The sequence below is a fragment of the Virgibacillus indicus genome (assembly GCF_002266285.1).
In the GTDB taxonomy this organism is placed as follows: Bacteria; Bacillota; Bacilli; order Bacillales; family Amphibacillaceae; genus Virgibacillus_K; species Virgibacillus_K indicus.
This window is the reverse complement of record NZ_NPMS01000001.1, coordinates 1-12428: the sequence shown is the minus strand read 5'-3', so window position 1 is coordinate 12428 and position 12428 is coordinate 1. Positions and strand designations below refer to the sequence as shown.

The following is a 12428-nucleotide window of genomic DNA, read 5'->3' as shown; positions in this document are numbered from 1 at the left end:
TCAATAAACCACAATTCACCTGTCTTGATGCCTTTTAATGCGGAATGTTCATTATTTTTATGATAAGCTAATTGTATGGAATACTATCTTGGGAATAAAAATTTCTTCCTTCACAAGAGGTGCTTATAAGAATGAGTGATCAAACAAAGATGGCTTCTGTCAGTCGGCAGAAGCTGATTATAACACTGCTGAAAGATGCCAGTTCTCCAATTACCGGCAGTGAATTTGCCAAAAAAACAAATGTTTCCAGACAGGTTATTGTACAGGACATTTCCATTTTGAAAGCTAAAAATGAACCAATTGTTGCAACGAGCCAGGGATATATTTATTTAAATAGCGAAAAAGAGGATAACCTGCATCAGAAAGTAGTTGTATGCAATCATTCTCCTGACCAAACTCTGGAGGAGCTTTACCTTATTGTAGATCACGGTGTGACAGTCAAAGATGTCAAAGTGGAACATGCCGTTTACGGTGATTTAACCGCATCGATTCGTGTCAGCAATCGAAAAGAGGTCGAACAGTTTGTTAAAAAAATAAAAGAAACAAAAGCATCCTATTTAGCCTCTTTAACAGGTGGAATTCATCTCCACACACTGGAAGCTGATTCGATAAGCAAAATCGAAGCAGCTTGCAAAGACTTGAAAAAGGCAGGTATTATGATTTAGAATTTCACTAGATTAAAGAAAATGTTTTCTTAAAAAGTTATATATTCTAAACGATTAACAATAAGGAGGAAACTAATATGACAAATAGCAATAATAAGGAATTGTCACTGGAACAAACTGAAGAATTACTCAAAGTATTGGAAGCCCGTTTTGAGGAAAACATGCACCGCCATAAAGGTCTTGATTGGGCTGATGTCCAAGCAAAGCTGGAAGCTAATCCTGAAAAGCTGTGGTCGCTCAATGAAATGGAGGCAACTGGCGGGGAACCAGATGTTGCTGATTATAATAAAAATGAGGACGAATACATTTTTTATGACTGTTCAGCGGAAAGTCCTAAAGGCCGCAGAAGTGTTTGTTACGACCGCAAAGCGCTGGAATCGAGGAAGAAACATAAACCAGAAAATAACGCGATGGATATGGCAGCTGCCATGGGCATTGAATTGTTAACCGAAGAAGATTATCGAGCACTGCAGGAACTTGAAAATTTCGATAAGAAAACGTCAAGCTGGGTGCAAACCCCTTCTGATATTAGGGAACTCGGCGGCGCGCTTTTTTGCGATTTTCGCTTTGGACACGTCTTCGTTTATCATAACGGTGCGGATTCTTACTACGGTGCCAGAGGATTCCGCGGCTCGCTAAGGGTCTAAATTTTTACTATAGATATAAATTTGAAAACAGATAACTTTGAGTAAGGCTTTAATTATCATGGTGCAATTGCTGAAAGCAGATAGAACAACCTACACAAAAAACGCAAGGAGCTAAATTTAGCACTCAGCCCCTTGCGTGTTTTATCATCTTTAATCATTTAACAAACCTTGCCCTGCACCGATAAATAACCTGCCCCTTAGCAGAAAATTTCTCTTCATACTCCGTCATCACATTTTCCGGATCCTCAATCGCATGTAAATCCAGATTCACTTCTTCCAGCTTCATCCCGTAATTCGAAAAGCTGACAAGCGAATATTCAAAAAGACCGCGATTATCCGTTTTGAAGATAATCTCCCCAGAAGGATCAAGGATGTCCTCATATTTTTTTAAAAAGGAATGAAACGTTAACCTTCTTTTTTCGTGACGGTTCTTTGGCCAGGGATCGGAGAAGTTTAAATAAATCCCATCAATCTCTTCTTCCGCAAAAATCTCATGTATATCTTCTGCATTTTCATTCAACAGCAAAATATTATCCAGTTCTGAATCCATAACTTTCTGTGCTGCTGTTACAACAATGCTTTTGGCAAGCTCAATGCCTATAAAATTAATCTCCGGATACTGTTTGGCCATTCCTGTTAGAAACTGCCCTTTTCCAGTACCTATTTCTATATGAATCGGATTGTTATTTCCAAAAATAGACTGCCACTTATTTTTATGTTCTGCTGGGTTTGGAATGATCAGCTGTGGATTATTTTGCAGAAAATCATCTGCCCATGGTTTGTTTCGTTGACGCATTTCTTACACCTTTCCTTCAGAGGATATGAACATACTCTCACTGTGAATTATTGTATATAAAAATTAATAATGACGAAAACTAAGCCTCGAGGTGATTTCGATGACTTTAACGGTAAATAATCAATTGACGCTGCTGCTGGACCTGTTGGATGAACAGCAATTAGACAGCAGTGGAAATGTATCTGAATATCAGCAAATAAAACGGCTGGTCAAATCCATGCTGGCAAATAACAGCATTACAGATGAACAGCTGCTGCAGCTGCTTCCGGAAATATATAAATATGGACAACAGGGAGAAAATACCCAAAATGTCCCTGAACATATTCAAGAAAACGAGCAAAACATTAATAATTGGATAAGTGCGATACAGCAGACTAATTTAGAATAGATGTACCTATATGCTCATTCAGTTCATTTAGATCCTTTAATCGTTCCATTACTTTATTCGGCTCATTCCGTTCACTGTGCCAGCTTAAATAATTTAATCCATCAAGCAGCAAATACCAGTACATTCGCTCAATCAGGCGTTTATCTCTTGAAAGTCCATAGTTATCCAGCCAGTCATTCCAATTTTCTTTTGGAACATACCACTGAAGAACCATCCCATAATCTGTTACAGGATCAGCAATCAAAGCATTTTCCCAGTCCACCAGATATAATGACCCTTCATTTGTCAGTAGCAGATTGTTATGGTTCAAATCGCCATGACAAACGACCTGTTTCTGATCTCTGGTTATAGGCAGTAATTGCTCCAGGTAGTTTAAAGCCAGATGCACATCGTCGTAGGATGTAATTAGATCCGTCTGCTTAAGACGATCGCGCATCATCGCAAAACTGGCATCAGTTGTAACTGGTTTTTTCCCCATCCGCATCAGCATATGCAATAGTTCTGAGGAATGGTGAATTTTATGAAGCAATTCAGCAACTTGAGGGTGCTGCATTTCAACTGCCTTAAGCTCTCTTCCATCAAGCCATTCCTGTGCAGTGATGACATCCCCATTTTCCATTCGTCTTGTCCAAATAAGCTTGGGAACAATCCCTACTGCAGACAATACCGCAAGAAATGGCGAGGAATTTCTTTTTAAAAATAATCGGTCATTATTCTTTGTTGCAAAATAAGCATCACCAGTCAGACCGCCGGCTGGCGTTATCTCCCAGCCTTTTCCCAGTACTCGCTTAAGCCAATCCACCATATATTCTTCACATCTTTCAAAATTAGCATTCAATAATACATTTTATAGTGATTACGAAAAAAATACAACCTTGCAGGTACATTAAGCGCCTGCATTTTTACTATATTTATGTCCCATGATATAAATTTCGTCTGTTTCCTTCTTTATAACTGCTTCTCTGCAGCTTGCTGTCTGGCCATCCACCTGATAGGCGATATTCCTATTTGCAATCAGCTTTAATGTGGAAGCTTCAAGCAGTTCCACCTCTTTGAAATCGATATGCTTGCCTGTAAAAACAGTCATAAAAAGACCCAGAACTTTCCATTTGGATATACCATGAATGATTAGTACCGGAAATCTTCCTGATTGAATTTTTGCGTTTGGAATAATTTTCATTCCTCCACCATAATAAGGATGATTTGAAACGGTGACCATCCAGCAATTATTGATTATCTGTCTCTTTCCATCTGCTTCAATCGTTATATCCTCAGGTTTAAATGTAAGTAAAACATGGATAAGTGCAATGACATAACTGACCGTACCTATGCGCAGTTTATTCAGCAATACTTTATACCTTGAGCGATTAGCTTTTTCAGTTATTTCTGCATCAAAGCCAAATCCCATACTATTAACAAAAATCCGTTCTTCCTGTCTGTCCAATTTATATTTTCCAAGCCAGTAGGCTGTTGTGTTGTTACCGGCAATTGTTTCCCGAAGAATATCCAGCGGCTTGCGCTTCATCCCAATTCCTCTGGCAAAATCATTTCCAGATCCTCCTGGAATAAAGGAAACCGGAATCTCCTCATCCCCAAGACCATTCATGACCTCATGCAATGTTCCATCCCCGCCAATCACAATTATCCCTGACAGTTGGTCCTTATAATCTATTTTAATTTGTTTTGTCAGCATCTCCGCATGTCCCGCATATTCCGAGTAAAAATAGGTGCTGTTTAGCTTCTGATACAATTGGCTTTTCATAAGTTTTGTAAAAACCCGCTTCGCACGTCCATTGCCGGCCTCGGGATTTACTATAAAAATATACATGGATTAACCCTCTTCGGAAAAAGAAAAATCATTTGTATCCTCTTCCCATTCCGGACGTTTTACAGATGTTGTCTGGCAATGCTTCAATAAGGCTTCTGCCGCCTTTAATTGATTGCTTTTTAATGGTGACTGGAGCTTCCGTTTAGTATGAAACCAATCCTCATAATTCTTCTTACCAATAATAGAAGTATTATAAGGTTCATTTGAGAAAACAATATTATTTTTGCGGGACAGCACGGTTTTCTTTATGGAATAATCTACATCTGCAGAATTTAATATGCTTCGGACAATTTGCTCGGTTCTTTTTAAGGAAATCAGCGGGCTTAAAATTTTCGTATGATGTGAATCAATTTCAAGTGTCCATGTACGATCATCCCCTGCCATAATAACCGCCTCTGGATTATCCTCAAGCAAATGAATAATTTCAATTCCAACTGGACTTATCAAAATAATTTCTCCATCAACAGGAGCTTTTTTTATATTGAATACAGGATAATACATGATTAGGTAAATATCCGGAAATCGCTGCAGGAAGTATTTTAATAATGGATCCTGATAATAGCTTTTGTTCATAAAAGATGTGTCTGTAACCGTAGACGTAGCCCATTTCAGCTGAAAACGCAGAATTTTATCCAGAAAATATTGCTTTAATTCTTTTTCTGTATCAGGCAAAACGTTTTCTTTCGTGGAGGTATCCTCATCTTCCTGCTCTTTTTCTTTTTTCAGGAAGCTCTTAACCTTGGAGAAACGCGATACTTTTTCTTCCGGCTGCATTTCCTCTTCAGCCTTTTCTTCCGGGTGGCTCCAAATATAATGCAGCTTTTTCCAGTTATCCTGCTTTAATCGTATATATTGGCTTGGATAGCGATATGTATTCCATTCATAACGGGAAATATAATCCCGTAATTTAATCAGTTGGGCCATTTAATCATCCCTTTTTAGCATATACTTTTCAATCACTTCATATTTTGGAGATTTTTGCGGGTGGATTTTATAAATAACAATATGATTAATCAGGATTGTTTGCCTATCGGTATAATCTGATTTTATCTGATCAATGGAAACAGAAGCAGCGTCCCCAGCCCATTTTTTTGCAAGTGTAATATGCGGACGATAGGCACGATTTTCTTTTTGAAATCCAGCATTGTCCGTAGCTTCCTCAACTTTTTCATAGAGACTGGATAATGCTTCAGTCTTCTCAGCATCTGCCCATAACACTCTTGGTTTTACCGGATTTCCAAACGTGCCAATTCCCCCAACATTAATGGAAAACGCTTGATGATTCTTTATGGTATGAAGCTCATTTTTCAGTGCTGTTAATTTATTATCGGCAACTGGCCCTAAAAACTTTAGTGTAATATGCAGATCCTCCTGATACGGCCATTGCTTATAAGGAATTTTTCCTTTTAATTCTTCCTGCCATTTTGAAAATAAAATTTGTATTTTTTCAGGAAGTGGAATTGCAATGAAATAGTGGGCAGACATGGGAAGCCTCCTTTAACTAATGGTTTATACTAAACTGTTGATGTAAATTGCGGACTAACATCAACGATGATAATTCCATCGTCCGCAAAGAGGTGCTCTATGTGCCCGATGGCAACTTATTTCAGGTTGTTTGGTTACAGAGAAGCACTCTATGTGCCCGATGGCAACTTGTTTTAGGTTGATTGGTCACAGAGAAGCGCTCTATGTGACCTGTGGCTATTGTTTTCCAGCTATTGGGCTCAGAGGAGTACCCCAAATCCGGATAATCCGCTCAATCCGCGAAACATCCGTCCGAAATTGAAATCAACAGGGCAGTTATGTCGCACTTTATAGAAACTATGATGTAATGAATGCTGTAAGAATCCGGTAAATTCTATTTTAACGAAAAACAGTACTTTAATTCATTTTCGTTCAGCCGCCGATATGTTCCAAGCTGTAAGTTCTCATCCAGCACAAGCTCCCCCATACTTTCCCGCTTCAAATAGACTACCTTTTTCCCCACGGCTTCAAACATCCGCTTCACCTGATGATATTTTCCTTCTGTTATTTTCACTTCAATTTCAGAAATCTCTCCACGGTTCAATATGGCAAGGTCAGCTGGCTTCGACTTGTAGCCATCATCGAGAACGACTCCATCTGCAAATTTCCCAATATCTTCCTCTGTCACCCTGCCACTAATCCTGGCAAAATACGTTTTAACAATATTTTTCTTTGGCGAAACCAGCTGATGGGCAAGCTCTCCATCATTAGTAATAAACATCAGGCCCTCCGTATCCTTGTCAAGTCGGCCGACTGGGAAGGGCTTAAAAATTTGCAGATCTTCCCCAAGCAAATCAATAACCGTTTTTTCCCTGTCATCAACTGTTGCCGATATGACCCCTGGCGGCTTGTTCATCATAATATAAATATATTTTTCATACTGTACCCGTTCATTGTTTACTTCTATTAAATCCATGTCAGGATTAATATGACTGCTTCCGTCTTTTACCACTGTATCATTTACAGTGACTAGCTTTTTCTTCAATAATGCCTTTACATCTTTTCTACTGCCAAATCCCATATTTGCAAGCAGCTTATCAAGACGCATTGCTTCATCCTCCTTCTACCTTCCAAAAATCCGGTCCAGAATTCCGATCCGTTTTCCAAGCACGTGTTCAAGCAAGGTTGATTTATGAGCAAGGAATAAATACACCACTCCACCAGTTCCAACACCGGCAGCAAGCATTAGAATTGCAGCCCATCTTTCCTCATCAAACGGAAGGAAAATGCCTAATACAGCTTTTACGATCCAAATTGCTATAACCATGATAATAACGAAAATACCAATCAGCATCGTACGTTTATTAACCTGCTTAAATGGAAAATGAACGGTTGCTTTTACACGCCAGATGTTTAATGACACCGCTATTCCTACCGCAAGCATCGTACCGATAATAGCACCCTTCGCACCAAACATATGGATCAATTGGATATTGAACAATATTTTCACTAAAAGTCCTGCAGACAGGCTGATCACAGCAAATTTCTGCTGATTGATTCCTTGCAGCAATGCTGAGGAAACGGTAAAAAGTGAAAACAGCAATCCAACCGGTGCATACCATTTAAGCAATGTTCCGGTAGTATCAATTTCATTCATTCCATATAAAGCACCATACGCTTCATGAGATAAAACAGATAGTCCAACAACTGCCGGGATAACAAGCACCAGAACAATTTGCAATGCCTGATTAATTTGCTTATATAGCAGCACGCGGTTATTTTCGGTGAATGTTTTGGTTAATGCCGGTAAAACTGCTAATGATAATCCTGTAGCGATCGTTCCTGGAATAATAACAAGCTTGTGACCGTATAAGTTAATTGCAGAAAGAGAAACTTCCCAGATATCTTTGAGTCCTGCTGCGATCATTGCCCGCTCAAACGTAAAGCTGTCCACTAATTGATATAAAGAAGTTGCAAGACCCACGATGATAAATGGCCCTGCATAGCTGAATAATTCCTTGAATAAATCTTTTCTAGGGATATCATTTGTGTAGGTTTGCTGTTTTAACAGCTTATCAAGACCTGGTTTTCTTTTCTTCCAGTAAACCCATAGTATTCCTGCAGAGGCAATTCCCCCAATACACGCTGCAAATGTTGCAAAACCGACTGCAGTGGAAATTGCTCCGTCCATCATTACAACAATAATAAATGCTGCAGCGAGCAAAAATACAATCCGTACAATTTGTTCAACGACCTGTGAGACCGCTGTCGGGCCCATGGATTGATGCCCCTGGAAAAATCCCCTGACAATACTCATGGCAGGTATGACAATTAACGCAAAGCTGACCATGCGTATAACCATCGTTAAATCGGCCACGGTGATATTTTCAGGATTGTCACTGGTAATCATAAGTCCAGCAAGCCACTCCGCACTGAAAAATAATGCCAGAAAGGCTAAAAACCCTGTTACCAGCATTAACGCTATTCCTGCTTTAAACATCCTTCTGCCTGTTTCGTAATCTCCAAGTGAATTATATTTGGAAACAAATTTAGAAACAGCGAGAGGTACTCCTATTGTAGAAATACTAAGAATTATATTATAAGGGGTATATGCAAAACTGTACAAAGTTCCCCCTGTTCCGCCAACTAATGCATGAAATGGAATAACATAAATTATTCCTAAAAACTTCGATAAAAATGTTGCTCCAGTGAGCAGCATTGCTCCTCTTACGATCGTATTCGACATTTTTTCACCTTTATTTCTTTCGTTATCTATCCAACCGTTATTTTATCACACATAACCTGATTACAGATAACGATTCTATTACAATTCATCCACAGCTATTTTAGTGATGGGCTAATCGATACTTTACATTGAGTAAATACACCTCTTAATGATAAGATACAAACGAAAGGAATGAACCGATTTGAACTATGATGTAATTGTTATCGGCGGCGGACCATCTGGCTTAATGGCAGCAATTGCTGCAGCCGAGAATGGTGCCAGAACATTGTTATTGGAAAAAGGAAAAAAATTAGGCAAGAAACTGGCTATTTCAGGTGGCGGGAGATGCAACGTTACCAATCGCCTTCCACAGGAAGAAGTGATTAAGCATATCCCTGGAAATGGAAAGTTTTTATACAGTGCATTTTCTGTATTTAATAATTACGATATCATCGATTTTTTTGAGGGATTGGGTGTTGGTCTAAAGGAAGAGGATCATGGCCGCATGTTTCCAGTATCCAATTCAGCAAAAACAGTGGTTAATGCATTGATCAATAAATTGGATGAATTGCATGCTGAGGTTCGGTTAAATACTCCAGTAGAAGCAGTCCATTACGGCGAAGAAAGACATACCATTATTTTGGAAACGAAAGAAAAAGTGGATACAAAAGCACTTGTCATTGCTGTTGGCGGAAAAGCTGTTCCACATACAGGCTCTACAGGTGATGGCTACAGCTGGGCCAAAAAAGCAGGTCACACGATAACAGAGCTCTATCCTACTGAAGTGGCTCTGAAATCCAGTGAAGCCTTTATAATAGATAAAAGCCTTCAGGGACTGTCCTTACGAAACGTTGCCTTAAGTGTATTAAATAAGAAAAACAAACCGATCATTACCCATCAAATGGATATGATTTTCACTCATTTTGGCATATCCGGCCCTGCAGTCCTTCGCTGCTCCCAATTTGTTGTAAAAGAACTGATGAAAGGGAGAAAGCAGGTGCCAATGGTACTGGATGTTCTGCCAGATGAAAATGAAGCTGAAACCATCAATAAAATTTTAAAATCAATGGAAGAAAATCCCAAGAGATCAATTAAAAATTTGTTGAAGGGAATTGTTCCAGAACGATTGCTCACATACCTTTTATCTAAAAATAATGTACAGGAAGAGCAAAAAGCTGCTAATATTTCCAATGAAAGCATTCGTCAGCTTGTCCATGACATGAAACATTTCAGCTTCTTTGTGAATGGATCACTACCGCTAGAAAAAGCATTTGTCACTGGCGGCGGTGTTTCAATTAAAGAAATTGTCCCAAATATGATGCAATCAAAAATAATGCATGGACTTTATTTTTGTGGAGAAATTCTGGATATTCACGGATATACAGGCGGATATAATATTACATCAGCATTAGTAACCGGAAGACTTGCCGGCTGGAATGCTGCAGATGAAGCTGTGCGATATGCTGGAATATGATACCTAACATTTTTTTCATCTATGATGCCATCCTAATAATGTCTGGGACATAATATAGAAAGGGATGGTCGTATATGCAAATGCAAAAGAATGGAATGTGGTTACCATTGATCGCCTCCGTCGGTGTCGGAGCAGCAACTTTTTATACAATGACCAAAAATAACCAGGGGATGGGCCAAACCATGCAGCAAATGGTTCCATTTATATCGCAAATGGGCGGAAACCAAGGCCAAAGCCAAAATCAAAACCAAAATCAAAATCAAAGCGGTGGTAATAACAGTGGCGGCTCACAGCAGCTAGGTCCATTTGGCATGAGCTAACAATCTGGTTATTCTTTCTTAATCTCAAGACAAAAAACGTGCCCAAGCGGCACGTTTTTCAATAAATAAAAATATATAGACTATTTTTGACACGTTGTGTAGAATGGAGATATTCTATTAATACATAAGCATCAGGAAGGGAAGGAAAACACCAATGAAAAGCTTTGGATTATTAGCACGAATCGTTGCAGCAATTATTTTAGGTATAGCTATTGGTTCGATTTCAAATGAATGGCTGATTAAATTATTTGCCACATTTAATGGACTGTTTGGCAATTTCCTTGGATTTGTTATTCCGTTAATTATAATCGGATTTATCGCACCAGGAATTGGTTCCATGGGCCGGGGTGCTGGAAAGCTTCTTGGGCTGACAGGAATTATTGCATATGGTTCCACGATTATCGCAGGAATAATTGCTTTTCTTGTTGCAAAAAATGTTTATCCAACTTTATTAAGTGGACAATCTCTAGAGTCTTTTTCAGATCCTACTGAAGGATTAAGGAGCGGATTTTTTGATGTTGAAATGGCACCACCAATGGAAGTTATGACAGCATTGCTTCTGTCATTTGTTCTCGGTCTTGGTATCGCAGCAATCAAAGGAGACACGCTTCTGCATCTTACGGAAGATTTTCGTGACATTATACAATTAGTTATTGAAAAGGTAATTATCCCGCTACTTCCAATTCACATTTTTGGTATTTTTGCCAATATGACATATGCAGGTCAGGTAACGACAATACTTAGTGTGTTTGCAAAAGTCTTTGTGATGATTATCATTTTGCATCTTCTCTATTTAATCTTGCAATATACAATTGCAGGATCAATGAGCAAAGAAAACCCATTTGCTATGCTGAAAAAAATGACACCAGCATACTTCACGGCACTTGGAACGCAATCATCAGCTGCAACAATACCAGTAACATTGGAAAGGACAAAAACATTAAAGGTGCGCGAAAGAATAGCAGATTTTACTGTCCCACTACTTGCTAATATCCATTTATCTGGGAGTACCATTACATTAGTAAGCTGTGCACTTGCAGTAATGTTCCTGCAGGGTGATATGGCTTCTTTCGGTTCGATCATGCCATTCTTATTAATGCTTGGTGTAACAATGATTGCAGCACCCGGTGTACCGGGCGGTGCTGTCATGGCAGCAATCGGTCTGCTGGAATCCATGCTGGGATTTGGCCCTACTATGGTATCATTAATGATTGCTTTGTATCTGGCACAAGACAGTATCGGAACAGCATGCAATGTAACCGGCGATGGAGCAATTACATCCATTGCTGACAGCATAAGTAAACGGAGAAATATAACAGAGACAGATAAGGCAGAAGCTTTTTAGAATGACGTTTGAGGCGGCACAACCATTTAAATGGTTGTGCTATTTTTTTATAGAATAATAATCCGTAAAGTTTATAGTGGATATGAAAAATTTAGGTATAGTAGTTCTCTGAATTTTTTTCTCACTGGATAGCTGTAATGTGGAAGATAGTCAAAAGGCAGCATAAAAGGATCCAATGTTACCTATCATTCGTATTTCTAATTGTTTTGGGTCATAGAGCTATTCTATATATATGACATCTCAAACAAAATTCCTTATCATTTTGGATCATAGAGCTATCCTATGTGCACTTTTCAGCTGAACATCTTGATTCGTTGGGTTCTTATAGCTGCTATCATAATCTCAGACTAATAAACCTAACTTCTATCCCCTTCACATAAGGTTTACAAAAAAACCTTCTACATCATATTCCAATTACCCATAAAAAAAGCGAAGAAACAAATTAAATTGCTTCTTCGCTATTATGTATTTGCCTGGCGGCGTCCTACTCTTGCAGGGGCAAAGCCCCAACTACCATCGGCGCTGGAGAGCTTAACTTCTGTGTTCGGGATGGGAACAGGTGTGACCTCTCCGCTGTTACTGCCAGACAACTTTATAAGGTATTTGTACCCTAAAAACTAAATAAGAGTGTTATCAACGATCATCAAACAAGAAGTTAGTTAAGTCCTCGATCGATTAGTATCCGTCAGCTTCACGTGTCACCACGCTTCTACCTCGGACCTATCAACCTCATCGTCTCTGAGGGATCTTACTCACTCGAAGTGATGGGAAGTCTC

Annotated in this window: 13 protein-coding genes and 2 rRNA genes; 6 read left to right on the top strand and 9 right to left on the bottom strand. The window is 39.0% G+C overall.

The annotated features are described in order from the left end of the window. The first annotated feature begins 125 nt into the window (after nucleotides 1–125). Together CIL03_RS00075 and CIL03_RS00070 are read left to right on the top strand one after the other, a co-directional pair. Nucleotides 126–665: a transcription repressor NadR gene (locus tag CIL03_RS00075; RefSeq protein WP_206207668.1), complete on the top strand. Its 540-nt coding sequence runs from the start codon at nucleotides 126–128 to the stop codon at nucleotides 663–665. A gap of 77 nt (nucleotides 666–742) precedes the next feature. After that, nucleotides 743–1312 carry a DUF4256 domain-containing protein gene (locus CIL03_RS00070; RefSeq protein WP_094883184.1) on the top strand — a complete coding sequence of 190 codons (570 nt, stop codon included), beginning with the start codon at nucleotides 743–745 and terminating at the stop codon, nucleotides 1310–1312. 154 nt (nucleotides 1313–1466) lie between these two features. On the opposite strand, the gene trmB is transcribed toward CIL03_RS00070, so the two are convergent. Beyond that, on the bottom strand, nucleotides 1467–2108 hold the full coding sequence (gene trmB / locus CIL03_RS00065) for a tRNA (guanosine(46)-N7)-methyltransferase TrmB (RefSeq protein ID WP_094883183.1): 642 nt from the start codon (nucleotides 2106–2108) through the stop codon (nucleotides 1467–1469). 100 nt (nucleotides 2109–2208) lie between these two features. On the opposite strand from trmB, the gene CIL03_RS00060 reads away from it, so the two are divergent. After that, nucleotides 2209–2496 (top strand): YtzH-like family protein, encoded by a 288-nt coding sequence (locus tag CIL03_RS00060; protein ID WP_094883182.1) that lies wholly within the window; start codon nucleotides 2209–2211, stop codon nucleotides 2494–2496. Here the strand turns inward: CIL03_RS00060 and CIL03_RS00055 are convergent. From CIL03_RS00055 to CIL03_RS00030, 6 genes are all read right to left on the bottom strand, one after another. Then, nucleotides 2483–3301, bottom strand: coding sequence for a phosphotransferase family protein (locus CIL03_RS00055; protein ID WP_094883181.1), 819 nt, complete (start codon nucleotides 3299–3301; stop codon nucleotides 2483–2485). The genes CIL03_RS00060 and CIL03_RS00055 overlap by 14 nt on opposite strands. Before the next feature lie 81 nt (nucleotides 3302–3382). After that, nucleotides 3383–4324 (bottom strand): diacylglycerol/lipid kinase family protein, encoded by a 942-nt coding sequence (locus tag CIL03_RS00050; protein WP_094883180.1) that lies wholly within the window; start codon nucleotides 4322–4324, stop codon nucleotides 3383–3385. Between the two features lie 3 nt (nucleotides 4325–4327). Then, entirely contained in the window at nucleotides 4328–5248 is a 921-nt protein-coding gene (locus CIL03_RS00045) for a hypothetical protein (protein ID WP_094883179.1), read from the bottom strand. Continuing rightward, nucleotides 5249–5809, bottom strand: coding sequence for an RNA 2',3'-cyclic phosphodiesterase (thpR, locus tag CIL03_RS00040; protein WP_094883178.1), 561 nt, complete (start codon nucleotides 5807–5809; stop codon nucleotides 5249–5251). It lies immediately after the preceding gene. A 373-nt stretch (nucleotides 5810–6182) separates the two neighbouring features. Beyond that, entirely contained in the window at nucleotides 6183–6896 is a 714-nt protein-coding gene (locus CIL03_RS00035; protein WP_094883177.1) for a pseudouridine synthase, read from the bottom strand. A gap of 15 nt (nucleotides 6897–6911) precedes the next feature. Beyond that, complete coding sequence (locus tag CIL03_RS00030; RefSeq protein ID WP_094883176.1) at nucleotides 6912–8534, bottom strand: putative polysaccharide biosynthesis protein; 1623 nt, start codon at nucleotides 8532–8534, stop codon at nucleotides 6912–6914. A 181-nt stretch (nucleotides 8535–8715) separates the two neighbouring features. On the opposite strand from CIL03_RS00030, the gene CIL03_RS00025 reads away from it, so the two are divergent. The 3 genes from CIL03_RS00025 to CIL03_RS00015 all read left to right on the top strand — a co-directional run bounded on the left by CIL03_RS00025 (nucleotide 8716) and on the right by CIL03_RS00015 (nucleotide 11652). Next, on the top strand, nucleotides 8716–9987 hold the full coding sequence (locus tag CIL03_RS00025) for a BaiN/RdsA family NAD(P)/FAD-dependent oxidoreductase (RefSeq protein ID WP_094883175.1): 1272 nt from the start codon (nucleotides 8716–8718) through the stop codon (nucleotides 9985–9987). A 74-nt stretch (nucleotides 9988–10061) separates the two neighbouring features. Beyond that, nucleotides 10062–10307: a hypothetical protein gene (locus CIL03_RS00020; RefSeq protein WP_240507963.1), complete on the top strand. Its 246-nt coding sequence runs from the start codon at nucleotides 10062–10064 to the stop codon at nucleotides 10305–10307. Between the two features lie 154 nt (nucleotides 10308–10461). Continuing rightward, complete coding sequence (locus CIL03_RS00015) at nucleotides 10462–11652, top strand: dicarboxylate/amino acid:cation symporter (RefSeq protein WP_094883174.1); 1191 nt, start codon at nucleotides 10462–10464, stop codon at nucleotides 11650–11652. A gap of 471 nt (nucleotides 11653–12123) precedes the next feature. On the opposite strand, the gene rrf is transcribed toward CIL03_RS00015, so the two are convergent. Continuing rightward, nucleotides 12124–12239: ribosomal RNA gene (rrf, locus tag CIL03_RS00010) — 5S ribosomal RNA — on the bottom strand. Between the two features lie 68 nt (nucleotides 12240–12307). Continuing rightward, nucleotides 12308–12428: ribosomal RNA gene (locus CIL03_RS00005) — 23S ribosomal RNA — on the bottom strand; the annotation flags it as partial.